Annotated in this window: 28 protein-coding genes; 15 read left to right on the top strand and 13 right to left on the bottom strand. The window is 52.8% G+C overall.

The features are described 5' to 3' along the window. Positions 1-94 precede the first annotated feature (94 nt). Together B152_RS0108505 and B152_RS0108500 are read right to left on the bottom strand one after the other, a co-directional pair. On the bottom strand, positions 95-418 hold the full coding sequence (locus B152_RS0108505; RefSeq protein WP_020591984.1) for a DUF1476 domain-containing protein: 324 nt from the start codon (positions 416-418) through the stop codon (positions 95-97). 231 nt (positions 419-649) lie between these two features. Continuing rightward, positions 650-970 (bottom strand): DUF1476 domain-containing protein, encoded by a 321-nt coding sequence (locus B152_RS0108500; protein ID WP_020591983.1) that lies wholly within the window; start codon positions 968-970, stop codon positions 650-652. Positions 971-1,198: 228 nt separating this feature from the next. On the opposite strand from B152_RS0108500, the gene B152_RS0108495 reads away from it, so the two are divergent. From B152_RS0108495 to B152_RS0108455, 9 genes are all read left to right on the top strand, one after another. Beyond that, positions 1,199-1,963 carry an NRDE family protein gene (locus tag B152_RS0108495; protein ID WP_020591982.1) on the top strand — a complete coding sequence of 255 codons (765 nt, stop codon included), beginning with the start codon at positions 1,199-1,201 and terminating at the stop codon, positions 1,961-1,963. A gap of 207 nt (positions 1,964-2,170) precedes the next feature. Next, positions 2,171-2,917: a phosphoribosylaminoimidazolesuccinocarboxamide synthase gene (gene purC / locus B152_RS0108490; RefSeq protein ID WP_020591981.1), complete on the top strand. Its 747-nt coding sequence runs from the start codon at positions 2,171-2,173 to the stop codon at positions 2,915-2,917. A gap of 106 nt (positions 2,918-3,023) precedes the next feature. Further along, positions 3,024-3,266, top strand: coding sequence for a phosphoribosylformylglycinamidine synthase subunit PurS (gene purS, locus B152_RS0108485; RefSeq protein WP_020591980.1), 243 nt, complete (start codon positions 3,024-3,026; stop codon positions 3,264-3,266). A 94-nt stretch (positions 3,267-3,360) separates the two neighbouring features. After that, the gene (gene purQ / locus B152_RS0108480) at positions 3,361-4,050 is read left to right on the top strand and encodes a phosphoribosylformylglycinamidine synthase subunit PurQ (protein ID WP_020591979.1); all 690 of its coding nucleotides are present in this window, start codon (positions 3,361-3,363) and stop codon (positions 4,048-4,050) included. A 12-nt stretch (positions 4,051-4,062) separates the two neighbouring features. Further along, positions 4,063-6,252 (top strand): phosphoribosylformylglycinamidine synthase subunit PurL, encoded by a 2,190-nt coding sequence (gene purL, locus B152_RS0108475; protein WP_020591978.1) that lies wholly within the window; start codon positions 4,063-4,065, stop codon positions 6,250-6,252. A gap of 150 nt (positions 6,253-6,402) precedes the next feature. After that, entirely contained in the window at positions 6,403-6,639 is a 237-nt protein-coding gene (locus B152_RS0108470; RefSeq protein ID WP_020591977.1) for a BolA family protein, read from the top strand. Between the two features lie 43 nt (positions 6,640-6,682). After that, positions 6,683-7,024, top strand: coding sequence for a Grx4 family monothiol glutaredoxin (gene grxD / locus B152_RS0108465; RefSeq protein ID WP_020591976.1), 342 nt, complete (start codon positions 6,683-6,685; stop codon positions 7,022-7,024). A 95-nt stretch (positions 7,025-7,119) separates the two neighbouring features. Beyond that, positions 7,120-7,482 (top strand): hypothetical protein, encoded by a 363-nt coding sequence (locus B152_RS0108460; protein WP_020591975.1) that lies wholly within the window; start codon positions 7,120-7,122, stop codon positions 7,480-7,482. Between the two features lie 80 nt (positions 7,483-7,562). Further along, positions 7,563-7,901, top strand: a complete 339-nt coding sequence (locus B152_RS0108455; RefSeq protein ID WP_020591974.1) for a hypothetical protein — start codon at positions 7,563-7,565, stop codon at positions 7,899-7,901. Positions 7,902-8,001: 100 nt separating this feature from the next. On the opposite strand, the gene rpsD is transcribed toward B152_RS0108455, so the two are convergent. The 4 genes from rpsD to mgtE all read right to left on the bottom strand — a co-directional run bounded on the left by rpsD (position 8,002) and on the right by mgtE (position 12,982). After that, positions 8,002-8,619, bottom strand: coding sequence for a 30S ribosomal protein S4 (gene rpsD, locus B152_RS0108450; RefSeq protein WP_020591973.1), 618 nt, complete (start codon positions 8,617-8,619; stop codon positions 8,002-8,004). 305 nt (positions 8,620-8,924) lie between these two features. Next, positions 8,925-9,722 carry an RNA methyltransferase gene (locus B152_RS0108440; protein WP_020591971.1) on the bottom strand — a complete coding sequence of 266 codons (798 nt, stop codon included), beginning with the start codon at positions 9,720-9,722 and terminating at the stop codon, positions 8,925-8,927. Between the two features lie 69 nt (positions 9,723-9,791). Continuing rightward, positions 9,792-11,390 (bottom strand): citramalate synthase, encoded by a 1,599-nt coding sequence (gene cimA, locus B152_RS0108435; RefSeq protein WP_020591970.1) that lies wholly within the window; start codon positions 11,388-11,390, stop codon positions 9,792-9,794. 200 nt (positions 11,391-11,590) lie between these two features. Further along, a complete protein-coding gene (gene mgtE, locus B152_RS0108430; RefSeq protein WP_020591969.1) occupies positions 11,591-12,982 on the bottom strand; it encodes a magnesium transporter in 1,392 nt (463 codons plus the stop codon). A gap of 115 nt (positions 12,983-13,097) precedes the next feature. On the opposite strand from mgtE, the gene B152_RS0108425 reads away from it, so the two are divergent. The 6 genes from B152_RS0108425 (at position 13,098) to B152_RS0108400 (ending at position 17,287) form a co-directional block, all read left to right on the top strand. Further along, the gene (locus tag B152_RS0108425) at positions 13,098-13,379 is read left to right on the top strand and encodes a hypothetical protein (RefSeq protein WP_020591968.1); all 282 of its coding nucleotides are present in this window, start codon (positions 13,098-13,100) and stop codon (positions 13,377-13,379) included. 10 nt (positions 13,380-13,389) lie between these two features. Further along, positions 13,390-13,860 carry an ATP-dependent zinc protease family protein gene (locus tag B152_RS0108420; protein WP_245549959.1) on the top strand — a complete coding sequence of 157 codons (471 nt, stop codon included), beginning with the start codon at positions 13,390-13,392 and terminating at the stop codon, positions 13,858-13,860. A gap of 59 nt (positions 13,861-13,919) precedes the next feature. Next, positions 13,920-14,825 carry a 30S ribosomal protein S6--L-glutamate ligase gene (rimK, locus tag B152_RS0108415; RefSeq protein WP_020591966.1) on the top strand — a complete coding sequence of 302 codons (906 nt, stop codon included), beginning with the start codon at positions 13,920-13,922 and terminating at the stop codon, positions 14,823-14,825. Continuing rightward, positions 14,825-15,868, top strand: a complete 1,044-nt coding sequence (locus B152_RS0108410) for a succinylglutamate desuccinylase/aspartoacylase family protein (RefSeq protein ID WP_020591965.1) — start codon at positions 14,825-14,827, stop codon at positions 15,866-15,868. Before rimK ends, B152_RS0108410 begins: the two co-directional genes overlap by 1 nt. A gap of 118 nt (positions 15,869-15,986) precedes the next feature. Beyond that, complete coding sequence (locus B152_RS0108405) at positions 15,987-16,637, top strand: LysE family translocator (RefSeq protein WP_157230990.1); 651 nt, start codon at positions 15,987-15,989, stop codon at positions 16,635-16,637. 161 nt (positions 16,638-16,798) lie between these two features. Continuing rightward, on the top strand, positions 16,799-17,287 hold the full coding sequence (locus B152_RS0108400) for a hypothetical protein (protein ID WP_157230989.1): 489 nt from the start codon (positions 16,799-16,801) through the stop codon (positions 17,285-17,287). Between the two features lie 116 nt (positions 17,288-17,403). Here the strand turns inward: B152_RS0108400 and cysS are convergent, their stop codons facing one another. The 7 genes from cysS to B152_RS0108360 all read right to left on the bottom strand — a co-directional run bounded on the left by cysS (position 17,404) and on the right by B152_RS0108360 (position 26,073). Next, on the bottom strand, positions 17,404-18,789 hold the full coding sequence (gene cysS / locus B152_RS0108395; RefSeq protein WP_020591962.1) for a cysteine--tRNA ligase: 1,386 nt from the start codon (positions 18,787-18,789) through the stop codon (positions 17,404-17,406). A gap of 96 nt (positions 18,790-18,885) precedes the next feature. Next, the gene (gene gltX / locus B152_RS0108390) at positions 18,886-20,271 is read right to left on the bottom strand and encodes a glutamate--tRNA ligase (RefSeq protein WP_020591961.1); all 1,386 of its coding nucleotides are present in this window, start codon (positions 20,269-20,271) and stop codon (positions 18,886-18,888) included. A gap of 16 nt (positions 20,272-20,287) precedes the next feature. Beyond that, complete coding sequence (locus tag B152_RS0108385) at positions 20,288-22,009, bottom strand: NAD+ synthase (RefSeq protein WP_020591960.1); 1,722 nt, start codon at positions 22,007-22,009, stop codon at positions 20,288-20,290. A 159-nt stretch (positions 22,010-22,168) separates the two neighbouring features. Beyond that, complete coding sequence (locus B152_RS0108375) at positions 22,169-23,452, bottom strand: MFS transporter (protein WP_157230988.1); 1,284 nt, start codon at positions 23,450-23,452, stop codon at positions 22,169-22,171. Positions 23,453-23,537: 85 nt separating this feature from the next. Next, positions 23,538-24,248, bottom strand: a complete 711-nt coding sequence (locus tag B152_RS0108370) for a TetR/AcrR family transcriptional regulator (protein WP_020591957.1) — start codon at positions 24,246-24,248, stop codon at positions 23,538-23,540. A gap of 198 nt (positions 24,249-24,446) precedes the next feature. Further along, positions 24,447-24,881 (bottom strand): SufE family protein, encoded by a 435-nt coding sequence (locus B152_RS0108365; protein ID WP_020591956.1) that lies wholly within the window; start codon positions 24,879-24,881, stop codon positions 24,447-24,449. Positions 24,882-24,891: 10 nt separating this feature from the next. Then, positions 24,892-26,073, bottom strand: coding sequence for a beta/alpha barrel domain-containing protein (locus B152_RS0108360; RefSeq protein ID WP_020591955.1), 1,182 nt, complete (start codon positions 26,071-26,073; stop codon positions 24,892-24,894). Between the last annotated feature and the right edge of the window lie 15 nt (positions 26,074-26,088).

Here is a 26,088-nt window from a genome sequence, read left to right as displayed (position 1 = left end):
ACTAGAAAAACCAGGCCATTCACAAAAACAGAACAGGCTCCGGAAACGGGGCCTGTTCTGTTTTTAACTTCGTCTGATGGGCACAAGGCCGGTATCATGCATTTCTGATCTGGTAATCGGCCTCAGCCATGAGTTCGTGAATGGTACGCTCGATCTGATGCGCTGATTTTTGGACACCACGATGGGAAAAATCTGACAAAATCCGTTGATGGATCTGCTGCCAGCCCGTGTCCTTGATGTGCAGGCCCACAAGCTCTTCAGCATATCTGTGGGCTTCGCCGTTTTTTAACCCCAGAAGTTCTGCTGCCCATAAACCCACCATGTGGTTCCGGCGCGCCTTCGCCCTGAATTGCAGTTCCAGATCATGTTGGAATTTGTTTTCGTGAGCTTTTTCCAGTTCGTTAAACGCTGTGGTCATTTTTGCATTCCTTATAGAAGTAATACAACACGCGAGCTCTTAAGGAAGTATGGCAAGAATACTTTAACAAACCGCTTCCAAGAAGTTTCCCGATCCCTAACAAATTCTAGAAATTACCTAAAATGCATCCCATTTGAATAATCGACCACCAAAACAAAAAAAGAGATCTGGAAGCCCAGATCTCTTTTGCAAATTCCCCTTGAATTGAGGGGAAAATATAACAGGTTGAACCTATTGTTCCATCAGTTGCTTTTTGGCTTCAGCCATCAATTCCGCCATCTGGCGGATAACCTGATGTTCTGATTTGTCAACGTTATGGTCCTGCAGATCTTTCAGAACTTTTCGCTTCACATCGTCTTCACCGGGCTCAGCCAGATCGGCTTTGACCACAGAGGCGGCATATTCACTGGCCGCTTCGCCAGTAATGCCCATAAGCTCCGCAGCCCAGAGTCCAAGGAGTTTGTTACGACGGGCTTCAGTTTTGAACCGCAGCTCCTCATCGTGCTGGAATTTTTCTTCAAACGCTTTTTCGCGGTTGTTTAGATTGGTCATGAGACAAAGACTCCCCGTCTTGAAGTAACGAACTATGTAACCATTCTGTCCGCCTGCCCCTCTTTTGTGAAGATCATCTTCGGACTGAAGGGGGCGACGCAACAAAAACCATCTGTTATATAGATCGTTATAGCCTGTCGTTTCCGCAAGGGAAACTCGTTAATATCAGGTTCGGGTACGAAATCGGCAAGAAAATCAGCAGAAAATTGACAGAAAATCGGCAGAAAAATGTGTACTGTTACCCTTCTCAGACGCCCCGGGCATAAATGGCCGCTACTCTTTGCTGGCAACCGCGACGAAATGAATGATCGCCCCTGGCAAAAGCCTGCCCGGCATTGGCCGGATCGCCCAGATGTTGTTGCCGGACTTGATGAAACCGCAGGAGGGAGCTGGCTCGGCATCAATGACTATGGTCTGCTCTCCTGTATTCTGAACCGCAGGGGCAGTTTGGGCCCGCAAGCTGACAAACGGAGTCGGGGGGAAATTGTCCTTGAAGCGCTGGATCATGCCGAAGCATCGGTCGCCGCCGAAGCCCTGGCCGAACTCAACCCCTCGGCCTACCGCAGTTTCAATCTGATTATCGCCGACTTCAAAGATGCCTACTGGTTGCGCCATGACGAACTTTCCGGGACAGGAAACATAGAAATTTTTCCGATCCCTGAAGGAATTTTCATGATCACTGCTGGCGACGGCAACGATCAAAGCCCCCGTATTCAGGCCCATCGTGCCGATTTCTCCTCAAGTATCCCTGATCCGGACAAGGCTGACTGGTTGGGGTGGCAGGCCATATTGGCGCGTCAGGATCCTGATCCGCACAGGGCCATGTGCTTCACCACAGCAGAGGGATTTGGCACCAGTTCCTCTTCCCTAATTGGCTTGCCTGCTCCAGAGAACACACCCTCTTTTGGCACTTCAGGAAACAAGATAAAAACAAAATGGCTCTTTGCTTCAGGACAGCCGGGGAAAGTCTCTTTTGAAAAGATAAAAATCTGAGATCCACTCTGCCAAGTCCTTTAAGATGAAGATCTTACCCTTTCCTCGACATGCCAGCCTGATAAAAAGCAGGCGACAGAAGAGAAGCGGGATTGTTTTCCATGACCGGGGCTGCTATACGGGGCGCGAATATATGAGGTATGGAAAAGCCTCGGTCTTTCCGCCTCGCGTCACCTCTTACTGGGCCAGGCCCAAGGGACAAATTTCATGCGCGGCAAACAGCTTTATGAAGGCAAGGCAAAGGTTCTTTTTGAAGGACCCGAAGCCGGTACGCTGATCCAGTATTTCAAAGACGATGCCACCGCCTTTAATAATCAGAAAAAAGGCACCATTAGCGGCAAAGGTATTCTGAACAACTGTATTTCCGAATACATCATGCTGCGGCTGGCCGAACTCGGTATTCCCACGCACTTCATCAAACGCCTAGATGACCGTGAACAGCTGATCAAGTCGGTCGAGATTGTCCCGCTTGAAGTGGTGGTTCGCAACATCGCCGCCGGCTCGATTTGCAAAAATCTGGGTCTAGTCGAGGGCACACCGCTCTCCGAATCCCTTGTGGAATTTTGCTATAAAAAAGACGAACTCGGCGATCCCCTGATTTCCCGCGACCACGCCGTTGTTCTGGGCTGGGCGACACAAGACGAGATCGAAGACATCCTACACTACACACACCGGATCAACGATTTCCTTCGGGGATTGTTTTTTGGCATAGGTGTTCGTCTGGTTGACTTCAAGATCGAGTTTGGTCGCTTGCAGGATGATCTGGGTACAATGATTGTCCTGGCGGACGAAATCAGTCCTGATTCCTGTCGTCTGTGGGACGTCAAGACCAACGAGAAGATGGACAAAGACCGATTCCGTCGCGATCTTGGCGCTGTTGAAGAAGCCTATATCGAAATTGCCAGACGGCTTGGTGTATTGCCGGAAAGTTTCGCGGAAAAAAATCCGGCCTAGCGCCGATTGTAACGGGGGCCCGGTGGGTCCCCGAAGTATTTAAGCTATATCAGCTTAGCGGGGTGTAATCATTGCCCCCGTCAGCAACTAAAAATGGAGATTACGGGTGAAAGCGCGCATCCATGTCACTCTGAAAAACGGAGTTCTGGACCCTCAGGGTAAAGCAATTGAACACACACTTGGCTCACTCGGCTTTGAAGGTGTCAGTCAGGCCCGCCAGGGGAAATTCATCGAGCTGGACCTTGAGGAAACCGACAAGGCCAAAGCCCATGAAGCCGTCACTGCCATGTGCGAAAAGCTGCTGGCAAACACTGTGATCGAAAACTATTCCATCGATCTGGAACAGTAAGCTGCCCCTCGCCGCAGATAAAAATATCTATGGCGATCAGAGCAAAAGTATCTGAGATGACTTACTGTAACTTCGAACCACGAGGAACTTGCCAATGAAAGCGGCGGTGATCGTTTTCCCAGGATCCAACTGTGACCGTGATATCCAGGTCGCGTTGCGTCAGTCCATGGGATCTGAACCCCAGATGGTCTGGCATAAAGATGCCGATTTTGATTCTGTTGACCTGATCTGTCTTCCCGGCGGATTTTCCTACGGCGACTATCTGCGCTGTGGTGCCATGTCAGCCAAATCCCCGGTGATGAAAGAAGTCATCGCCCGTGCGAACAAGGGTGTCCCTGTTCTGGGGATTTGTAACGGTTTCCAGATCCTTGCAGAAAGTGGCCTAGTGCCTGGTGCACTTATGCGCAATGCGGGTCTGAAATTTGTCTGCCGTGATCTCCACCTCAAGGTCGAGCGCAACGACAGTATCTTCACCAGCGGCTATGCTACCGGTCAGGCAATCAAAATTCCCGTCGCCCACCATGACGGCAACTACTTTGTTGATGCTGAAGGCCTGAAAGCCATCGAAGACAAGGGTCAGGTCGCTTTCCGTTACTGTGGTGCTGATGGCACTGTGACTGCGGAAAACAATCCCAACGGCTCGCTGAACAACATCGCTGGCGTCTATAACGCCAAAGGCAATGTTCTCGGCATGATGCCCCATCCCGAACGCCTCTGCGAGGCTGCATTGGGCGGGACCGACGGCAAGGCCATGTTTGAAAGCCTCGTTGCGGCTCTTTCATAAGGTGATGAAAAAATGAGTGAAATTACCCCCGAAATCGTCGCCGAACACGGCCTGAACAAGGAAGAATATGCTCTGGTTCTCGAGATCATGGGACGCGAACCCAATCTTCTTGAACTCGGTATTTTTTCTGTCATGTGGTCCGAGCACTGCTCCTACAAGTCCTCGAAAAAATGGCTCAAGACTCTGCCAACCGAGGGCCCCCAGGTTATCATGGGCCCCGGTGAAAACGCCGGAGTGATTGATATCGGTGAAGGTTATGCCGCGATCTTCAAGATGGAAAGCCACAACCACCCGAGCTTTATCGAACCCTATCAGGGTGCAGCAACCGGTGTTGGTGGTATCCTGCGCGATGTCTTCACCATGGGCGCACGCCCGATTGCCAACGTCAACGCCTTGCGTTTTGGCGCACCCGATCATCCCAAGACAAAACACCTGGTTTCCGGTGTTGTTGCCGGTGTTGGTGGCTATGGCAACTGTGTCGGTGTTCCGACCATTGCCGGGGAAGTCGAGTTTGATCCCTCCTACAACGGCAACATCCTTGTCAACGCCATGACGGTTGGCCTGGCCCGTGCTGACCGGATTTTTACTGCCCAGGCTTCTGGTGTTGGCAACCCTGTGGTCTACGTCGGCTCCAAAACCGGGCGCGACGGTATCCACGGTGCGACCATGGCTTCCGCCGAATTTGATGATGATTCCGATGAAAAACGCCCAACGGTTCAGGTGGGTGATCCCTTCACGGAAAAGCTGTTGATCGAAGCCTGCCTCGAATTGATGCAGACCGATACCATCGTCGCCATTCAGGACATGGGTGCAGCAGGCCTGACGTCTTCCTCCTTTGAGATGGCATCTTCTGGTGATATGGGCGTTGAGCTGGAACTCGATCAGGTTCCCCAGCGTGAAGACGGCATGACCCCTTACGAAATGATGCTGTCTGAAAGCCAGGAACGGATGCTGATCATCCTCAAGCCCGGCAAGGAGCATGTCGCCAAGGCCATCATGGAAAAATGGGATCTCGACTTTGCGGTCATCGGGACACTGACCGACAGCAAACGTATGGTGCTGAAGTTCCACGGTGAAGTGGTTGGCGATCTGCCGATCAAGCCGCTGGCGCATCACTCCCCTGAATATGATCGCCCCTGGGTCCCGACACCAGACAGCAAGGATGTGAAGCCAGAAGACGTCAAAGAAGCCGCTGATACCACAGCAGCCCTCAAGACACTAATCGGCTCACCGAATATGTCCAGCCGCCGCTGGGTCTGGGAACAGTATGATCACATGGTGATGGGCGATACCATCCAGCGCCCCGGTGGGGATGCAGGTGTGGTCCGTATTCACGGCACCAACCGTGCCCTTGCTGTCACGTCTGACTGTACACCCAGGTATTGTCTGGCAAACCCGGTTCGCGGCGGGGCACAGGCTGTGGCCGAAACCTATCGTAACCTGACATCGGTCGGAGCCAAACCATTGGCAATTACCGATAACATGAACTTCGGGAACCCCGAGCGCCCCGAAATTATGGGGCAGTTTGTCGGCTGTATCGAAGGCATGCGCGATGCCTGCCTTGCACTGGATTACCCGGTGGTTTCCGGCAACGTGTCTCTCTACAACGAAACCAACGGCAAAGGCATCATGCCAACCCCGGTTATCGGTGGAGTCGGTCTTCTGGAAAATGCGGATCGTCTGGCAACTGTTGCTTTTGGTGCTGAAAACGAGACGCTTGTTCTGGTTGGCGAAAGCAAAGGACACCTCGGGCGCTCCGTCTATATGGATGTGCTCGAAGGAAAACGCGAAGGCAATGCCCCGCTGGTTGATCTGGTTGCGGAACGTCGGAATGGCGAGTTCATCCGTTCCCGCATTGAGGCAGGCTTGCTCACAAGCTGCCACGATCTTTCCGATGGCGGTCTGGCTGCAGCGGTTGCCGATATGGCCCTCGCTTCTGGCATGGGCGCAACAGTTACAAAACCGGCCTCCAGCTCCGTCCCGACAACTGCCTGGCTGTTTGGCGAAGATCAGGGTCGTTATCTGGTGTCCGTCGCCGATGCAGACAGCTTTCTTGCTGCGGCAAAACAGGCTGGTGTCCCTGCCGAGGCCATTGGTCGCACAGGCGGTCAGGGCTTGACCCTGCCCGGCGGCAGCACCATATCGGTAACAGAACTACGTGAAACCAACGAATCCTGGCTGCCAAACTATATGGCAAGCTGATATTCGTTGCCGATTTGAAAGAATTTTCTCCACAGGAGCGGTAAAAGATACCTCTCCTGTGGATCTTTCAGAAAAGGCTTTGTAGTGTTGTAGACGAAACAGGCCGGGACTCCGGTCTGGCTGGAGAGAAAAAGAACAAGGACAGTATTTATGCCGATGAACCCTGCTGAAATCGAAGCACTGATTCGGGAAGCACTGCCCGACGCTGACGTGACCATCGAAGACCTTCGCGGTGACGGTGACCACTATGCAGCCTATGTCGTATCCCCGACCTTTCAGGGGAAAACCAGAGTGCAGCAGCACCAGATGATCTATCAGGCCCTGCAAGGGCGCATGGGGAATGAATTGCATGCACTTGCCCTTCAGACCTCCGCACCCGCGGCCTGATACACCACAGCTGCTTTGAACCAACGAGCAAGGAACAAGCCTTATGGATAATGTTGTCGCAGATCGCATCCGTCAGGAAGTAAAAGAGAACGATGTTGTGCTTTTCATGAAAGGCACCCCTGTTTTCCCACAGTGCGGCTTTTCCGCCACTGCCACCCAGATTTTGACCCATCTGGGCGTAAAATTTACAAGCGTTGACGTCTTGCAAGACCCAAGTATTCGCCAGGGAATCAAGGATTTCAGTAACTGGCCAACAATTCCCCAGCTTTATGTGAAGGGTGAATTTGTCGGTGGCTGTGATATCCTTCGTGAAATGTTCCAGACCGGAGAACTGCAGAAGTTCTTCCAGGAAAAGGGCATTAACGCCGAAGCCCAGGCTTCCTGAGTTTTTCTTGAAGACAAACTCTGTACAAGGGTCGCCTCGGGCGGCCCTTTTGCGTTTTGCAACGGGTGCCTCTTCGCTATCGATAAGGAATAAGATTGAGCATCAAGCTGATCCTCTTGACCACAGCCCTGTTGTTCCTAACAGCCTGTTCCCCCGGAGCAGGTGAAACACACTCAAGACAAGGAACAACTTATTATCCTTCTTATGTTCAGCGTGTCCTTGAGGAAAATGCCATCGATCCAGCAAGAGTAACCTCAATCAAAACCCTTGAGAACCATTCCGCTTTGCCACGATTTTACAGAAACAGGCGTTTTTACCGTTTCAACGATTACAACAGCTATATCCGCTTTGCTGACTGTGGCGGTCACCTGGTAATCCAGCACGGCTATTCAGGGGTCATCAAACAGGTTTACAGCCGCGGAGATTGTCACTTTCCCGGCATCAGGTGGTTTAATTAATCGAGATCGTGCCTATCTCTTATCCAGCGGGAAAAATCACTCCTTCACTTCCTGCAGATCCCTACGTCCAAGGACTTCCCATGTTAAAAAAATTATTTCTAGCTCCCCTGCTTGGCCTCTCCCTCTCCGTAACCGCTCTGTCCGTTCCGGTACAGGCGGGTGTCCCCAATCCCTATCCGGAGCCGCTGGAAGAGCTTCTGACCAAGCTCGGGATCTCTGCCGAGGATATCCGCTCTCAGAACACCCTAGAGAGAAACTCCCGTTCAGAACGGGATCAAAAGCTGATCGGTTACCAGACCTTTTACAGATTTCACAGCTGCACAGGCTACCTGCAAGTGAACCAGCACAGATTTGGCCGTGTGGATTACGTCTATAGCCGCGGTGAATGCCAGTTCCCCGGTGTAGAGAGATTCGATTAACGCGAGTCCGTTCTCCCAAAGCAACAAACAAAACAAAAGGCCATCCGATTTCTCGGATGGCCTTTTGTCTGCCAGTAAACCGGCGGAATTTTCGTCCCGATTAGCGGGAGTAGAATTCGATGATCAGGTTTGGTTCCATCTGAACTGGGTATGGAACGTCAGCCAGCTCAGGAACGCGCACGTAAGTGGCTTTCATGGCTTTGTGATCGGCATCGATGTATTCTGGAATGTCGCGCTCGGAAGATTCTACAGCGTCGAGAACCATCGGTACCTGACGGCTTTTCTCTTTCACTTCAATCACGTCGCCAACTTTAACCTGGTAAGAAGGAATGTTGACCTTCTTGCCGTTTACAGTGACGTGGCCGTGGTTAACGAACTGACGGGCTGCGAAAACTGTCGGTACAAATTTGGCGCGGTAGATCACTGCGTCCAGACGGCTTTCAAGCAGGCCAATCAGGTTCTCACCTGTATCACCCTTGCGACGGTTCGCTTCAGCGAAGTAGCGACGGAACTGTTTCTCGCCGATGTTACCGTAGTAACCTTTCAGCTTCTGTTTCGCCATCAGCTGTGTGCCGAAGTCGGAAGTTTTGCCTTTACGGCGCTGACCGTGCTGACCTGGACCGTAGTCACGACGGTTCAGCGGGCTCTTTGGACGACCCCAAAGGTTTACGCCAAGACGGCGGTTAATCTTGTATTTCGAAGCAATACGCTTGGACATTGTCTTGTATCCTAAAGTCTGTTTATTGTCCCGGTAGTTCCAAAACGGACGGGGCACAGGTCTTTGACCGTCCCACTTTCCCAGGAATGCAGGCGCGACTATAGGGATCGGCGGACAAAAGTCAAACCCCTTTACCCCTCAAAGGCCAACAAAACCGTCAAATCCGGACTTTCTTGTGCCACGACAGGATAAAAGCAGCTTCGCGACATCCCCTGGGCCATCGGCTGATCAGAAACCAAACCCGGAAATCGAATATTTTCTGGAGTCGCGCACTGTTTCACCCAGGCAAGAAAGCGCAAACCTGCTCAGCTTTCCTGGGAGGTCTCAGAACGATCACTGCCCTGTTTCCGGGGACCCTGGCGCAGGGATTTAACGACCCCGTGCAGCGTGTTGACTTCCTGCTGGGTCAGGAGGGCGCGCTGAAAGATATTGCGCAAATTGCGGATCATGTTCGGACGTTTTTCCGGCGGCCAGAGAAACCCGTTTTCGATCAGCGCACCTTCAAGCCGTTCATAGAAGTTCACCAGCTCTGCTTTTGGCGCCAGATCCGAGCTGCCCAAAACCAGTTCCTGATCCGGCACCTCTGTCCCCTGCTGGAACCATTCATAAGCCACAAGTAAAACTGCCTGTGCCAGATTGAGGGATGAAAAGGAGGGATTGAGCGGCACCGAGATCACAGTATCAGACAAAACAACATCATCATTGTGCAAGCCGGCTTTTTCCGGGCCGAACAAGATACCTATTTTCTGGCCCGCCTGATCAAGAGCCCGCATTTCCTGTGCCGCGCGATGGGGCACGACAACCCGTTTGGTCATATCGCGGGTTCGCGCCGTCGTGGCAAAGATATGATTGAGATCAGCAATGGCCTCGGCTGTGGTTTCAAATACCATGGCCTGTTCCAACACTTCGATCGCTCCTGCAGCAGACGCCTCTGCTGCAGGGTTGGGCCAGCCGTCGCGAGGCTTGACCAGACGCAACTCGGTCAGACCGTTATTGAGCATCGCCCGGGCAACCATACCGATGTTTTCGCCCAGCTGGGGACCAACCAGAATAATCACAGGCCCGCCGGCGATCCGGGATTGTGTCCCGTCTGTTCCAGCCATATTTATCTCCGATTACTCATTCCGGCACAATCTCTAGCGTCGCTCTTCACCCAGACAACGGCGACTTGATCAAACGCTCGCCGCTTCTTCATGGAACAGTTTCCAGGTAATGCCGTCATTGATCGCGTTGTAAGAGGCATCAATAATATTGGGTGACACCCCGACGGTGGTCCAGCGCCGCCCTTTTGAATCCCCGGATTCAATCATAACGCGGGTAACAGCCCGGGTTCCGTCCTGCGGTGTCAGGATGCGTACCTTGTAATCAAGAAGCACCATATCTTCAAGAGCAGGATAAAAGGGCAGCAAAGCTTTGCGCAAGGCACAATCCAGCGCGTTCACGGGCCCGTTTCCAGTAGAGACTTCCATGATGTTTCGGGTTCCGACATCAAGCGTCACCGTTGCTTCTGATTCCGTTACCAGTTTCCCCCGGGCATCCCGGCGGCGATCGTCCATGACCCGAAAACGACTGAGGGAAAAATACTTGGGCACCTCGCCAAAGGCCCGACGTGCCAGCAGTTCAAAGCTGGCTTCTGCACCGTCATAGGAATAACCTTCGTACTCCCGGTCCTTCACCCGTTGCAACAGCTTGCCCATTTTGCTACCGTCCTGATCATCGGGAGTGATATCCATATCCCGGAGCATGGCCACAACATTAGAGCGACCAGCCTGATCAGAAACGATAACGTGCCGATGGTTTCCCACCAGTGACGGTTCAATATGTTCATAGGTTCTGGGATCTTTTTCCACAGCCGAGACATGCAGTCCGCCCTTATGGGTAAAAGCAGACTGCCCCACGTAAGCCATGTTGCTCTGCGGCGCGCGATTAAGGCGTTCATTCAGCATATGCGACAGGGATGTCAGCTGGGCCAGCTGCGCGTCAGAAATCCCGATCTCATAGGACGTCTTAAGTTTGAGGGAGGGAATAAGGGAAACCAGATTGGCATTGCCACAGCGCTCTCCCAAACCATTCAGGGTGCCCTGAATCTGCCGGGCTCCGGCTTCAACGGCTGCCAGAGAGTTTGCCACAGCATTTTCCGTGTCGTTATGACAGTGGATACCCAGATGCGTTCCGGGGATTTTCCGGGTAACTTCACCAACAATCCGCCGGATCTCATGCGGTAGTGTCCCGCCATTTGTATCACAAAGTACAACCCAGCGTGCCCCGGCCTGATAGGCAGACAACAGACAATCCATGGCGAAACCGGGATTGGCCTTATAACCGTCAAAAAAATGTTCTGCATCAAACAGGGCTTCCTGTTTGCGGGTTTTCAGGAAAGCAATCGACTCACCGATCATATCAATATTTTCACTGCGTGGGATATCCAACGCAACATCAACGTGGAAGTCCCAGGTTTTGCCAACAATACAAACGGCATCCGCGGCCGAGTTGACCAGCGAAGCCAGACCAGGATCATTTTCTGCAGACCGGCCCGGACGACGGGTCATGCCAAAAGCAACAAACTGGGACGACTTTAGTTGCGGCCTTGTCGAAAAGAACTCATTGTCCGTCGGATTGGCACCGGGCCATCCACCTTCAATATAATCAATGCCAATTCTGTCCAGTCCAGTTGCGATGGCCGTTTTATCGGCAACTGAAAAATCAACCCCCTGGGTTTGCTGTCCATCACGCAGGGTCGAATCAAACAGATAAACACGATTTTCGTTCATGGGTCCTGATCGGGATTCTGGCGACATATTATTTCTTGTTTCTGGGTAAATTTATTCCATACCTGCTTTTGACCATAAGGATAACGAAAGGTCAATGCTGCCACACGCCTGCAGCGCGGGAGGTACCACTTCTCAGTTTAACAATATTCGCCTGCTGCCTATCCAGACAGATACAGACCACATAACGCCCCAAAGAGTCTTCAGACGAGCAAGGGCATGAAAAGTGTCGCAAGGCTAAGCACCAGAAAAAAACCAGCCATATCAGTGATGGTGGTCAGCAAAGGCCCACTGGCTACAGCCGGATCCTGGCCAATCCGGCGGAGCAACAGGGGAACAACACCTCCAATCGAGACTGCAATCATCGTATTGAGGCTAAGTGCCAACCCAATCACCAGACCCAGGAAGACATTCCCCTTCCAGACCCAGGCAACAACCCCGATCAACAATCCCAGAATCACTCCATTGATAACCCCAACGGATACTTCCTTGAGCCAGACCCGTGCCGCATCAACCGGACGAACCAGACCAAGGGACAATTCACGCATGGTCACCGCCACAGCCTGATTACCGGAACAGCCACTCATGTCCGATACCATCGGCAGGAAGATGGCAATCGCGATCACGGCAGCCAGAGTTTCTTCATAGGCCGAGATAACACTCGCCGCGATGACATTCAGAACGATATTGGCCGACAGCCACGCCAATCTGCGGCGAGATCGCAATATCAGCGGCATGGAGCGAACTTCTTCGCCCATAACCCCCTGCATACGCAGGCTTTCACTTTCAGCCCGTTCCAGCGCTGCTTCATCTACTGCCGAGCGGGAAACCACCCCGACCAGCTGTCCCTCGCTCTCGACAACAGGAACCCCGAGAAAAGGATAAGCATCAAAAATATCCCGCAACTGATCCAGCGGCAGATCAGCAGTCACTGTCATGGGCTCAACCATGATTTCGGTCAGTTTATGGCTGCGTTTTGCCGTCAACAACCCTCGTAAAGAGACGACCCCGATGGGCTGGTTTGCTGCATTGAGGACATAGGGATGTTGACCGCGATAGCGTTCAAAGTCGTCATCTTCACTCACCATTCGCCGCAGCACATTACCGACAGTGTCGGTTTCGCTAAAGGTGAAAGCCTCGGCAATCATCAAAGCTCCAGCCGTGTCTTCTGCATAGGCAGCCAGACGCCGAACATCAGCAGCATCTTCTGCATCCATACCGGCCAGAATTGCCTCGGCATCCTCTTCATCCATCTCCCCGATAACATCAGCCTGAACATCCGAGTCCAGTTCGTCGATAATCTCGACCGCTGTTTCCAGCTCAAGCCGTTCCATCAACTCGGCAGCAAGTTCGCTCGGCGCTTCCTCAATCAGTTCAGCTGCAAGTTCAGCCGGAATCAAGGTTAACAGTCGGTCTCGCTCGTCCGGGGTCAGTTGAAGAATTTCACGCAGGGCCTCACTCAAGGCCAGCGGATCAAGAAGATCAAACAGGCCTTCGGCATCATTCACTGCCAGATATTCCCGCAATCGGACTTCCACCAATGGTTCGGGCAATGGCTCCGGCACTTCTTTGTGCTGTTCTTCCATGTCTGTCATTGGTGCTCCCTTTCAGTAGCAGGGTGAGGCCATGGCTCAATAAGACAGCAATATCCACCCATAAGTAAAGTTTTTATTCTATAGACAAAAAATATTACATGTTTATGATTGCTGCATGGAAATAGACACCCATAGTTTCACCCATATTGCGGATCGGCTGGCAACCTTATACACCCAGTCTTTTGGCGGGAAGGCAAACGGACGCTACCGGATTGCGTCAAAGCTTGTCCGCAAACTGGCGAAACGCCGCCGTCTTTACGAAGAAGACGTCCTTGCCCTGACCCGGGCAATGATTGAACGCGGTTACATCCTCATCGATATGGACAATTTCTTCGTGGTTATGAACGCCAACACCTTTGTAAATTACAGACGCGTCAACGAAGACAGCCTGGAGTAAGCCCGAGTTGGTGCAAAAAAAACCGAAACTCACCACCGAGATTGGATGGCGGGAGGTCATTTCTCTCCCCACACTCCAGATCAAAGACATGAAAGCAAAGATCGATACCGGTGCCAGAACTTCTGCCCTTCATGCTGTCGATATCAAGCCTTTTATCCAGGACGGCAAGGACTGGGTCGAATTTTGGGTTCCCTTGCACCACCACCGACATGGAGTTCAATGTTTCTGTGAAGTGGTTGATCAGCGCCACATCAAAAACACGGGCGGGGAAGCACAGGAGCGCTATGTCGTAAAAACTACACTTGTACTGGGGCAACAAAACTGGCCAATTGAAGTCTCTCTTGCCAACCGCCGCTCCATGGGTTTTGCCCTGATCATAGGGAGAACGGCAATTCGGGGGAAACGCATTCTGGTCAATCCCGGCAGATCTTTTCTGGCCGGTCCTCCTGCGGTGTTGACGGCAACCACTCCGGAGGACTAAGAGACAGCATTAGCCGATAACAAGCTGGTTGCGAGACAACCAGTGACTGGAGAAACGTGATGAAAATAGCGATGATGGCCCGCAATGCCAACCTCTACTCGCACAAGCGATTACAGGAAGCAGCAGAAGCACGGGGACACGAACTCGATATCATCAATACACTTCGCTGTTATATGAACATCGCCTCCCGTCGGCCGGAAATCTATTACAACGGCGAGAAGTTGCCGCTTTATGACGCTGTCATTCCCAGGATTGGAGCCTCTGTCACCTTTTACGGAACAGCTGTCTTGCGCCAGTTCGAAATGATGGGCGTCTATCCCCTGAATGAATCCGTTGCTATCGGCCGGTCACGTGACAAACTGCGCTCGATGCAGCTGTTAGCCCGCGATGGTATCGGCCTCCCCGTAACCACCTTTGCCCATGATCCCAAACAGACCGAAGAGGTCCTGAATATCTCTGGCGGTGCCCCGGTTGTGATCAAGCTACTTGAAGGAACACAAGGTATCGGGGTCGTTCTTGCAGATACCGATCGCTCGGCAAAATCAGTGATCGAAGCCTTTCGCGGGGCAGGTGTAAACATTCTGGTTCAGGAATTCATCAAGGAATCAGCAGGAACTGATATCCGCGCACTCGTTGTTGGTGGCAAGGTCGTTGCCGCCATGCAACGCAAGGGCGCCGAAGGTGATTTTCGCTCCAACCTTCATCGCGGCGGCAGTGCAAAACCGATCAAGATTTCTCCCGAAGAACGGTCAACGGCTATCCGCGCGGCAAAATCCATGGGGCTCAATGTCTGTGGCGTCGATATGTTGCGTTCCAATCACGGTCCCGTTGTCATGGAAGTAAACTCCTCTCCCGGTCTGGAAGGCGTTGAAAAGGCAACAGGCATTGATATTGCGGGCCTGATCATCGAGTTCCTGGAGAAAAATGCCAAACCCGGGAAAACCAAAACCAGAGGCAAAGGCTGATGCCCCGTCGAGAACCTTTTGATATTGGCGGGAAGTCTATACTTCCCGGCACCCGCCAGACCATCGATGTTCCCGTCAGCTTCCTTTCTGATCACACACCTGTTTCCCTGTCAGTCCACGTGGTTCACGGCAGCCGCCCCGGACCAACACTGTTTGTCAGTGCTGCGATCCACGGAGATGAAGTCATCGGCGTCGAGATTGTCCGACGTCTGCTGCGCGCTCCCAATCTGGAAAAAATGCGCGGTACGCTTCTGGCCATTCCTATCGTCAATTCCTTTGGCTTTATGAACCACTCGCGCTATCTGCCTGACAGACGCGATCTCAATCGCTCTTTCCCCGGCAGTGCGCAGGGCTCACTGGCTGGCCGTTTGGCCGATATTTTCATCAAGGAGATTGTCTCGCGCTCGGATTACGGCATCGACCTGCACTCCGCTGCCATCCACCGCACCAACCTGCCCCAAATTCGTATTTCACCCAAAAAACCGGACACCCTGAAACTGGCCCAGGCATTTGGTGCGCCGTTGATACTGACTTCAAAAATACGTGAAGGGTCTCTGCGGCAGGCTGCTCAGGACCATGACGTTGACATCCTGCTTTATGAAGCAGGAGAAGGCCTCCGCTTTGATGAGTTTGCTGTACGTGCCGGTGTTTCCGGAATTTTACGTGTCATGCGTGAAGTCGGCATGATTTCGGCAAAAGGCGTCACAAAACCCAAGGCCCCTTCCATTCGCTCGACCTCCAGTTTCTGGCTCAGGGCCCAGGCCGGAGGCCTTCTGCGGACATACAAGACCAGCGGTGATGAAGTCAAAGCCGGAGATGTACTCGGTGCTATCTCGGACCCTTTTGGCGAGGTCGAGAGCGAAATCCTGGTTGAAGAAGACGGCCTGCTGATCGGCCGCACAAACCTGCCGATCGTCAATGAAGGGGACGGGCTGTTCCACATTGCCAGAATCAAACGTAGTGAAGATGCCGAAACCACTATCGACAGCCTGACGACCCAACTGGAAGAAGACCCGCTTTTCGATGAAGATGAAATCATCTAGGCCTCTCCAAGCCTCTTGACCAGGAGATATATCTGGCTCAATCTTCCCGGACGTTGCAAGATCAGAGTGCTCATTTCAGGCCCTGCCTTGCCTGCCTCTCATGGTCTCGGGTTTAAACATGCTCCAGCTTCTTCCGGAACTCTCCCTTCTCGTGCCCTTTATCCTTGCGGGGATAGCGCTCAACCTTACTCCCGGCGTTGATATGGCCTATGTTCTGGCAAAGACGACACAACAAGGACGGAATGCCGGGTTTTATGCTGCCCTGGGCATTTCTCTTGGCTCAATGGTCCATGTAACGGCCTCGGCACTGGGGATTTCGGCCTTGCTCGCGGCCTCTGAAACCGCCTTCCTTGTGCTCAAGATCCTCGGGGCCGCGTATCTTCTCTATATTGCCTTTAAAATCCTGACATCGCCCCCTTCAACCTCCTCCACAGAGGAAGGGGAAGAGGCACAAATACAGCCCTCTGCACTCAAGATCATTCTTGAAGGGGCGACCACCAACCTGCTCAATCCCAAGGTAGGCCTGTTTATGCTGGCCTTTCTGCCACAGTTTATTGATGCCGCTCCGGAAAATGTCATCTGGCAAACGCTTGTTCTTGGCCTCGTCTTCAATATCAACGGCTACCTTATCTTCGTCATCCTGATTACCCTGACCATGTTGGCCGCCACCAGAATCAAGGCCAGCACCAAAATACGAGCCCTGTTGCGCTGGTCCACAGCAGGCATTCTGGGTGGCATGGCTCTACGGCTGGCCTTTACAGATAAATAGCAGACTCCCCGGCATTATTTTCCTGTCTTCCCCCGCATATAACACCTGATTTCCGTCCAGCGTTTACCCGCAGGGTGGAAGATCAAATGCTTAGCGGAACTGGCACGCGATATGCGTTGGATTGTACAGGCGACCTGGATCAGATCAAAGGAGTCCAGCTCATGAACATTCAACAGACATTTGCGGCTTACCGTGCCTCACAACTGCGCAATGAACAAAACGTTCAGCGCATTCCTCCTCTGGCACGTGAAAAGGCAGCTACATCACGACGACAACAGCCCGAAGACAGGATCACTCTGTCACCAAAGGCCCGCGAAGCGATGAAGGTCCAACAACACGCCAGGAACTTTCACAAGACCAGCAATGGTCATGAGGGCAGAATTTCTGCACTGGAAAAGTGGATGAACAAAAACCTGTCGGGAGTTGAACAGAGTAACGATCCCCTGTCCACAGGAACGACCCGGAAACTCGAATATATCTCAAGCCGGATCAAAGAAGCGCTTTCAACAGATGCCGAAGGAAACTTCACCCGTCCAAATCTGACCGAAGACCAGCGCCTGAGGCTCAGAAACATTCAGGACAGGATCAACAATCTGCTCGCGCCACAACAGGCTGACGAAAAGGTTCTTTCTCCGGCAGGGGATGTCTAAAGCTTTTTCCAATTGACTGGGACCAATCAACAGACAAGAAATCGGGGCAAAACAGAACAGGAGCAAACCTTATTGGCCCGCTCCTGTTAGTCTACTTTGCGTTTAGAACAAAGGGGTTATTTACGGCGCCAGCTGGTGCCCTGCGGCGAATCAAGTAACTCAATCCCATCAGCAGCCAACTGATCCCGAATGGCATCAGCCCGGGCAAAGTCACGAGACTTTTTAGCCTCAACCCTTTCCGCGATCAGACTTTCGATTTCAGAGCTACCTTCACCCGCCCCCTTGAACCAGACTTCCGGGTCCTGCTGGAGAATACCCAACAGATACCCCCCCGCAAGAAGTTCACCCTTGAGGCGACCAAGCTTCTTGCGTTCCTTCTTACGATCATCACCAGTCTTGTTCAGCTCGGTTGTGATCTCATGCAGCACCGAAAGCGCCAAGGGCGTATTCAGATCATCCTTAAGTGCCTCAAGGAAGGCCTCGGAAGGTTGATCCGTATTAACCTCAACCTTGGCAACAGACTGTAACGCCCCATAGAAGCGATCGAGCTGGGTTTTAAACTCTGCTACCTTTTCACGGGTTACATCCAGCGGCTGACGGTAATGACCGGACAACAAGGTCAGGCGTAGAGCTTCACCATTCAGCCCTTCATCAAGCAGCTGACGAACGGTAAAGAAGTTCCCCAGAGACTTGGACATCTTCTCGCCGTTGACCACAACGTAACCATTGTGCATCCAATAGTTTACATAGGGCTTGTCGTTGCAGCATCTGGACTGGGCAATTTCGTTCTCATGATGCGGGAAGGTCAAATCCAACCCGCCACCATGCAGGTCAAAAGTTTCACCCAGGTGTACCCGCGACATAGCCGAACATTCAATATGCCAGCCCGGACGCCCCTTACCCCAGGGGCTATCCCAGCCGGGCTGCTCCTTGCTGCTCGGTTTCCAAAGAATAAAATCTGCAGGATCTTTTTTATAAGGCGCAACTTCAACCCGCGCCCCGGCAATCATGTCATCGCGGTTGCGGCGGGATAGCTCACCATATTCTGCCATGGACGCCACAGAAAACAGCACATGGCCTTCTGCTTCATAGGCATGCCCCTTGCGGATCAGCTCCGCACTCATGTCGATCATTTCCTGGATATGATCTGTCGCCCGGGGTTCGATATCAGGCTCCAGCGCCCCGAGCGCGGCCATGTCATCATGATAGGCCTGGGTCGTGCGCTTGGTAATGCTCTCGATTGGCTCGCCGGATTTGAGCGAAGCCTCGATAATCTTGTCTTCCACATCGGTGATGTTGCGCACATAAGTCACGTGCTCTGTGCCATAAACCGTCCGCAACAGGCGACTTAAAACATCAAAGACAACAACCGGGCGGGCATTGCCGATATGGGCCAGATCATAGACTGTCGGTCCACAGACATACATGCGCACGTTTTTAGGGTCGATCGGCACGAACTCCTGTTTTTCCCGCGCAAGTGTGTTGTAGACCTTGATCGTCATTTGTATTTCCCGTTTCTTTGGTATCTTGGTTTAAGCGTGGCCTTAAAAGCCATCGGGCGCCCAACATAGGCGCCTTTGTAAAATCAATCCAGCAAATTAAGCCGTTTTGCCCTGGAGGCGTGCAGCCGCATGAACCGGGCCAATCAACGGCAGGAGGTCCGCCAGTTCAGGACCATGATCCTGCCCGGTCAAAGCCTTGCGCAGAGGCAGGAACAGCTGCTTTCCCTTCCGGCCTGTTGCTTCTTTCAGCACCGTCGTCAGCTCTTTCCAGGTCCCCTTGTCCCAGGGTGCTGGCGGCAGATGTTCGGCGGCAAGCGCCAGAAACTCTGCGTCTTCAGCAAGGATATCGGGCTTCACTTCCCCCCGACAGATATCGTACCAGGCTTGGGCATCGGACAGCTTTTCTAGATTGGGGCGCACCACGTCCCAGAGCTCTGCATCAAAACCCTTCGGCAAACGAGACTGGACGGATGCGAAGTCAGCGGCATGCAGCACTTTGGCGTTGAGATGCCCCAGCTCAACCGGATCAAACCTCGGTGTCGCCCTGCCAAAACGGCTGATATCAAACAGCTCGGTCAGGGCCTGCGGGGTCTGACGCACCTCAATTGGATCAGGTGTGCCCAAGCGTGCCAGATAGCTGTTCAGTGCCATTGGCTCAAGGCCTTCATCCTCCCGAAGGGACCCAAGACTGAGACTACCCAGACGTTTCGACAGGCCCTGTCCGTCTGCCCCGACCATCAGGGAAATATGGGCAAAGAACGGTACGCGATTTCCCAGAGCTTCAAACAGCTGTACCTGAACAGCCGTATTGGACACATGGTCCTCTCCACGCAGGACGTGGGTGACATCCAGCTCAAGATCATCCACACAGGAAGTCAGGGTATAGAGCGGGCGGCCATCTTCGCGGATCAGCACCGGATCACTCAGGTTCTGTCCTTCAAAGTGGCTGTGTCCCCGGACCAGATCTTCCCACTCGATCACCGAATGATTGAGCTTGAAGCGCCAGTGTGGCTGCCGCCCTTCGGCTTCATATTTTGCCTGGTCAGCCTCGGTCAGCTTCAGGGCTTCGCGGTCATAGATCGGGGGACGCCCGGCCTGCAGGGCAATCTTGCGTTTGAGACCAAGTTCATCAGCGGTTTCATAACAGGGGTAAAGCCGCCCCTCCGCTTTCAATTTTTCTGCCGCCAACTCATAACGGTCCATCCGGTGCGACTGTACCGCAAATTCATCCCAGATCAGGCCAAGCCAGGCCAGATCCTGCTGGATTGCTTCGGCAAACTCTTCGGTAGAACGTTCCGTATCTGTATCATCCAGCCGCAGCAGGAAGGTTCCGCCTGCCTTTTTGGCCATCAACCAGTTCAATACGGCAATGCGGGCGTTTCCGGCATGCAGACGTCCAGTCGGGCTGGGGGCAAAACGTACTTTCATGAAATCAGTCTTCATCTTCCAATAGAGTTCGGCCTGTCCAGTAGGGACAAGCATATTATTAATCAGTCTGTCAGACCACGCTGCGCGGACGTCCCCGGAATGCGTTGGTTATCGGGTACCGCCTGTCGCGCGCGAGATCGCGCAAAGTCACACGCACGCCCGGGGCAGACTGACGCCGTTTGTATTCCGCCAGATCCAGCATACGCCAGATCCGATAAACCGTTTCCTCATCATAGCCACGGGCAAGGATATCTGCCAGTGGCAGTTCCTCTTCGATCAGACATTCCAGAATACCGTCCAGAACATCGTACTCTGGCAAGCTGTCCTGGTCCTTCTGATCCGGTTTCAGTTCTGCCGATGGTGGTTTGGTGATGATACGTTCCGGCATCACCGTGCCATCCGGCCCCAAGGTATCTGCCGGTTTATGCGCATTGCGCCACCGGGATAGTGCAAAAACCTTGGTTTTGTAGACATCTTTTAGCGCGTTGTAACCACCACACATGTCACCATAGAGCGTGGCATAGCCAACAGACATTTCCGACTTGTTTCCGGTAGAAAGCACCATGTAGCCAAGCTTGTTGGAAATCGCCATCAGGGTCAGCCCGCGAGAACGGGCCTGGATATTTTCTTCGGTAGTATCCGCTGCTGTACCCGCCATCATTGGTGCCAGCATTTCCTCAAAGGCTTTCATCGCTGGGCCGATGGAAATCGAGTCATAACGCACAGCAAGCATCTGCGCGGCCAGCTCTGCATCTTCCAGAGAATTTGCCGAGGTATAGGGGGATGGCATCATGACACAACGCACCCGCTCCGCCCCGATTGCATCCACTGCAAGCGCAGCAGAAAGGGCAGAATCAATCCCTCCGGACATACCAATGACAATACCGGGAAAATGATTTTTACGAATGTAATCCCGCACCCCCAGAACCAGCGCCCGATACACGGCGGCCAGATCTTCTTCCGGTGCATGCTTTTCTGCCGACTGGCAGGCCCAGTTGCCGGATGCGTCCCGTTTCCAGTCCGTGCTCAGGAAATATTCCGAGAACTGCGGGGCCTGGGCCTGAAGGGTGCAGTCTGCATTCAGAACAAAAGAACCACCGTCAAAAACAATGTCGTCCTGCCCACCGACCATATTCAGATAGGCCAAAGGCAATTCACATTCTGTAACCCGCTGCACAGCCAACTGCATACGGGTATCGCCTTTGCCGGAATTGAACTGCGATCCATTGATGCCGATCAGCATCTCCGCTCCGGCTTCTGCCAGCGTCTCGCAGACATCCGCATCCCACATATCTTCGCAGATAAAGACACCGACCCGTACTCCCCGAAAAGCAAACGGTCCGGTCAAGGCCCCTACCTTGAAAACACGCTTTTCATCAAACACGCTGTAATCACAAAGGAAATGCTTTCCCCGCCAGCCGACAAGTCCGCCCGCGTCCAGTAGAATTGCTGCGTTGTAGATCTCTGACCCTGCAGTTGTGAAGGCCTTTTTAAAAGGATTCTCCTGCAATTTCTGATCTGGCATTGGGGCACCGACCAGTATTGCAGGCCCCCCGTCAGCTGTATCCGCCATCAGATCACGCAACGCGGCCTGCGCTTCAATCAGGAATTCAGGTTTGAGCACCAGATCTTCCGGTGGATAGCCCACAAGGCAAAGTTCCGGAGTGACAAGCAGATCTGCTCCGGCTGCTGCCGCCTTTTCACGCGCAGCCCGGATCAGTTCAAGGTTCCCCCTGATATCGCCAACTGTGGGATTTATCTGGGCAAAAGCTATGGTCAGTTTATCGGTCATACCAGTTTCTTACCTCTATACGCAAAAGGCGGCAAGAGCGAACCCGCCTGTAACCAGAGAACATTATTATTTATTCTCTCAATGAGCATAACTGACAGGATATTCCCTGCCCTTTCAAGAAGAAAGAGCAAATCGTTCAATCCAGAAAATCTCTGTAGTTCAGAGCTCCCCAGTGCAGGAACCTGCCGTTGAAGAAATCATACGGCGCTGTGCCTGGCGACGAAAAATCCACAACAGTAACAGGGCACAGATCACTGCCGCCACTGCACCTGCCAGATAAGGAAAACCAGCGGCATAACCGGCAAGAACGCCGCCAACAAGTGCGATAACCAGTTCCGCGACAACCATGACCGAACGATAGAGCCCCATGACCTGCCCCTGCTCTCCGACAGGTGCTGCATTGGAGAGATAGAGCGAGGTGGCGACCTGAACAACTCCCGCCCCGGTAAAGGCAATACAGAAGGGAATAATCAGACCATTGATACTCTCAGGCAGGACATAGAGAACCAGCCCGATTGCGAGAACAAAATGACCAACAATCCCCAACGCAGCAGCCCCGACCCAGTCGTTCAACCGCCCGACCACCAGACCAATGACAATCATAGGGATTGCACTGAAAGCCGTATAGATCCCGAGCATACCCGGTTGCACTTTAAAGACCTGCACCAGATAGGGGGCAAAGAAGCTGAAAAGAGCAAAAACCGATACAAAGCTGAAGAAGGTAACCAGATAAAAGGGCGACAAGGCCGGATCAAGCAGCGTTTGCCGAAGCGTTCGTCTTTGACTTCCCTCAAACGGTCCTGCCGCCGGAGTTTCCCCGCCCCCAGTTTTCTTTTTCGGTTCGACAAGAAAATAGCGCACAATCAAAAGGTTTGCCGCCATCAAGGCTGCCCCTGCCCAGAAAGGAACCGCAGGTCCAAACCAGGGATGCAGAGTCTGGTCAGCCAGAACCCCGCCCAGAAGCGGCCCGAAAACAAAGCCAAGCTCAATCGCGATCGCAATCAGGGCAAAGTTTTTGGTTTTACGTTTACCGCTACTGATATCAGAAGCAATGGACTGAACAATAACCACATTACCTTCGCACAGCCCCGCAAGCAGATAGCCCCCAAAGACCAGGGGAATGGACAGGGTGGAAATCCCGGCTGCCATGATAATCGCCCCGGTTACCGTGCCAACCAGCGACAGCTGCAACACCTTTTTCCGGCCATAAAGATCCGACCAGCGCCCCAGAAGCGGACCACCAACCATCTGCCCAAGCGGATACATGGCCACTGCCCCGCCATAGAGCATGGTTCTGTAACGCTCTGTTGTATCTGCACTGACCAGCCCATATTCCGGCGAGAGGAACAGATGACTAAAGATTGGAAATGGCAGGGAATAACCGATAAAAGCGGTCAAGACCGTCATAAAGACAACCGCCATGGTGCTTTTTTCTGTTGTCATCTCTGCCATACCTCAATCAATATTTAAATTCGAATTTCATTCATTTTCAGTCAAAAAACTGACCCAGCCTTTACCATGCAAGCGCTTAGTGCGGTTTTTGGTTCTTTCGATAATCAGCCAACCGTCCGCTTAATCCGGCAATAAAAGCTTCCCCGTCTGCTTGCTGCCAGCCACAGCCTTTCAGAAAGCAGTTCAGGTTGGCGTGATGAATACCCGCCCAATGACTCGGCAGTTTCGGGGCCTGTTCATCCTTGCTGTAGGACGAAATTGCAATAGCCTGAAGTCCAAAATTGAGCGACCAGGTACCGATACCTAAAACCCGGGTAAAATGTGCTTTGTCCTGTTCACCGCGAAGTTCCTCCACCACATCGTCCAGCAGTTGATCAAAAAATTCTGCAAATTGACGAAACAGGATTTCCATCATTTCATAGACTTGGGGCGAAGCCCTTTTCCAGATTGAAGGTGCCTTCACCAGCAACTCGATCTCGGCAAAAACCGGCTGCTCCTGCAGTAGGCTGCTGCAACTGATATCGGCCAGTACAAACTTCTCAATGGCATTATGCCCCAGGGCCGTGGCTTCCCGCACCAGCTTAAAAGCCTTCCGGGTCTCCCGGATTTCCAGCCCGAGCAGCAGATCTTCCTTGCAGGAAAAATGACTGTAGATCGTGCCGATCGAAACACCACAACGCTTCGCCAGATCGGAAATCTTGAGATTAAAAAAGCCCTCTTCCTCGATCATAACCAAAGTCTGGTCGAGAATTTCCTGCTCTCTTAGCTGTCTTTTTTCAGCTGACATTCTTCCATCTTACCAGTAAGAAACCCCTGAATGCACAAGCACGGGAGCCTTAGCACGCCCAAATAAATAATGTTCGAATATCATTCACAAACAAGATAAAGTCAATACCACTCACCCGGTACAACCGGGGCCACGACAGGAAAGTCGGGGTATCTCCGTAATCAACCCTTCAAAAAGGCCTGTGCCGAAGCAGAGGAATTAACGATAATTCTCGGCGGTTGCCTGTATCCGTTTGACCATCGCGTGGAGACCGTTGGCCCGGTTCGGGCTGAGGTGCTGGGCAAACTCCAGACGCTTGAGAATATCCTCGATATCGGTATCAAGAATTTCCTGTGCCGTCCTGCCCGAGAAGATCATCATCAGAACCGCAACAAGTCCGCGGACAATGTGAGCATCGCTGTCGGCAATAAAATTAAGTCGCACCGGTGTCTGTTCCTGATCCGGATTACAGACCAGCCAGACCTGGCTGGTGCAGCCCTGTACACGAGAGCTTTCCGTCTTGAGTGCCTCATCCATTGGCGACAGTTTGCGCCCCATATCAATGATGTAGCGATAGCGTTCTTCCCAATCGTCCAGGAATTCAAAACTCTCGATCAGATCTTCAATAGAACTTTCGGTTACAGCAACTGACATCTCGGTACTTTTACTTTCTTATCAGGAACTCACGTCCCACTTTGACCCGGGCAACACCATCGTATTCAACGATGTCAGCCGTGGCATAGGTTTCTGACCAACTGTTCGGCAGATAGCTTCCGGTTCCGACGACATCCAGCGGCACTTCTGCTTCAGCCATCAGGCGGCATTTTGCCGGATTAAAGCCCGAGGAAGCAACAATCTTGACCTTGTCAAAACCTTCCGCATTCAGGGCCTCGCGCATGGTCCAGATCGCCGCAGCCGACACGCCCGGCCCGACCAGATACCGCAGCTCTTCTTCATTGCGATAACCGCGAATGGCTTTTGGTACATTGCGTTCGAGAACCGCATAGGAACTCGGCGGATCAAGCGATTCAATAAAGCGGCTGCCTGCAGTATCCAGCCGGACAGACAGCCTTCCATCCGCAGCGCGACGCGGGAACCGCCGACAAACAGTCAAGGCGTCTGTAATCTCGCGGGCGAAATAATCAACCAGCACTGTCATGGAATCATTCGGGAATGTTTCATCAAACATTTCAGCCGCCCGCAGGGTTGACCCGGCATAGCCGACCAACGCATGCGGCATGGTTCCCAAACCGCCTTCCTGGCCGAAATAATGGGCTGTGGCATCCGTAGCGTTGCCAATAAACCCGATGGCTCCGTTTTTACGTCGCGCCCGATCCGCACCAACCGCTGCGGCGTAAGCCATCATTTCGGCCATATCAGATCCGGCGCAGTGCCGGGCATCCATCGCCAGAAAAGCAACGGAAGCCAGATCGGAACACATGGTAAAGGCATTGTAAGCCGCCACACAGGCGGGGCCCAGGCGTTGCAGCAGCAAAGTCTCCAGGTCAACAAGATGACAAAGTGATCCGGTGAGATACATGATAGGCTCACCCGCGCCAACCCAACGACCTTCGGCATAACGCAGATCAATATCAAGCTGGAAGCCGCGTTTTCTCGCAACTTCCTCCAGCCAGCGGATCGCCAGACCGGGTGCAGAGACCACCGGGCGGCGCATAAAGACCGCATAGGTGACCTTCTGGTCGCCAAACTTCTCAACCACTTTTTTGCTGCGATTGAAATAGTGATCGGTCCAGGCTGTAACGTCCCTGTCTTCAACAGGCCAGAGGGAGGATCTCTCCTCCCCCTGTTGTACGGCTTTTGTCTTGGCATTTGCACTGTCAGGCATATTTACCTTCCTGCC

Origin of the sequence: Kiloniella laminariae DSM 19542 (assembly GCF_000374005.1) — a bacterium.
In the GTDB taxonomy this organism is placed as follows: Bacteria; Pseudomonadota; Alphaproteobacteria; order Kiloniellales; family Kiloniellaceae; genus Kiloniella; species Kiloniella laminariae.
This window is presented reverse-complemented; position numbering and strand designations above follow the sequence as displayed.

Coding starts and splice junctions, on each gene's coding strand:
- B152_RS0108505 (WP_020591984.1), bottom strand. CDS start 418: ATGACCACAGCGTTTAACGAACTGGAAAAAGCTCACGAAAACAAATTC.
- B152_RS0108500 (WP_020591983.1), bottom strand. CDS start 970: ATGACCAATCTAAACAACCGCGAAAAAGCGTTTGAAGAAAAATTCCAG.
- B152_RS0108495 (WP_020591982.1), top strand. CDS start 1,199: ATGTGTACTGTTACCCTTCTCAGACGCCCCGGGCATAAATGGCCGCTA.
- purC (WP_020591981.1), top strand. CDS start 2,171: ATGCGCGGCAAACAGCTTTATGAAGGCAAGGCAAAGGTTCTTTTTGAA.
- purQ (WP_020591979.1), top strand. CDS start 3,361: ATGAAAGCGGCGGTGATCGTTTTCCCAGGATCCAACTGTGACCGTGAT.
- purL (WP_020591978.1), top strand. CDS start 4,063: ATGAGTGAAATTACCCCCGAAATCGTCGCCGAACACGGCCTGAACAAG.
- B152_RS0108470 (WP_020591977.1), top strand. CDS start 6,403: ATGCCGATGAACCCTGCTGAAATCGAAGCACTGATTCGGGAAGCACTG.
- grxD (WP_020591976.1), top strand. CDS start 6,683: ATGGATAATGTTGTCGCAGATCGCATCCGTCAGGAAGTAAAAGAGAAC.
- B152_RS0108455 (WP_020591974.1), top strand. CDS start 7,563: ATGTTAAAAAAATTATTTCTAGCTCCCCTGCTTGGCCTCTCCCTCTCC.
- rpsD (WP_020591973.1), bottom strand. CDS start 8,619: ATGTCCAAGCGTATTGCTTCGAAATACAAGATTAACCGCCGTCTTGGC.
- B152_RS0108440 (WP_020591971.1), bottom strand. CDS start 9,722: ATGGCTGGAACAGACGGGACACAATCCCGGATCGCCGGCGGGCCTGTG.
- cimA (WP_020591970.1), bottom strand. CDS start 11,390: ATGAACGAAAATCGTGTTTATCTGTTTGATTCGACCCTGCGTGATGGA.
- mgtE (WP_020591969.1), bottom strand. CDS start 12,982: ATGACAGACATGGAAGAACAGCACAAAGAAGTGCCGGAGCCATTGCCC.
- B152_RS0108425 (WP_020591968.1), top strand. CDS start 13,098: ATGGAAATAGACACCCATAGTTTCACCCATATTGCGGATCGGCTGGCA.
- rimK (WP_020591966.1), top strand. CDS start 13,920: ATGAAAATAGCGATGATGGCCCGCAATGCCAACCTCTACTCGCACAAG.
- B152_RS0108410 (WP_020591965.1), top strand. CDS start 14,825: ATGCCCCGTCGAGAACCTTTTGATATTGGCGGGAAGTCTATACTTCCC.
- B152_RS0108405 (WP_157230990.1), top strand. CDS start 15,987: ATGCTCCAGCTTCTTCCGGAACTCTCCCTTCTCGTGCCCTTTATCCTT.
- B152_RS0108400 (WP_157230989.1), top strand. CDS start 16,799: ATGAACATTCAACAGACATTTGCGGCTTACCGTGCCTCACAACTGCGC.
- cysS (WP_020591962.1), bottom strand. CDS start 18,789: ATGACGATCAAGGTCTACAACACACTTGCGCGGGAAAAACAGGAGTTC.
- gltX (WP_020591961.1), bottom strand. CDS start 20,271: ATGCTTGTCCCTACTGGACAGGCCGAACTCTATTGGAAGATGAAGACT.
- B152_RS0108385 (WP_020591960.1), bottom strand. CDS start 22,009: ATGACCGATAAACTGACCATAGCTTTTGCCCAGATAAATCCCACAGTT.
- B152_RS0108375 (WP_157230988.1), bottom strand. CDS start 23,452: ATGACAACAGAAAAAAGCACCATGGCGGTTGTCTTTATGACGGTCTTG.
- B152_RS0108370 (WP_020591957.1), bottom strand. CDS start 24,248: ATGTCAGCTGAAAAAAGACAGCTAAGAGAGCAGGAAATTCTCGACCAG.
- B152_RS0108365 (WP_020591956.1), bottom strand. CDS start 24,881: ATGTCAGTTGCTGTAACCGAAAGTTCTATTGAAGATCTGATCGAGAGT.
- B152_RS0108360 (WP_020591955.1), bottom strand. CDS start 26,073: ATGCCTGACAGTGCAAATGCCAAGACAAAAGCCGTACAACAGGGGGAG.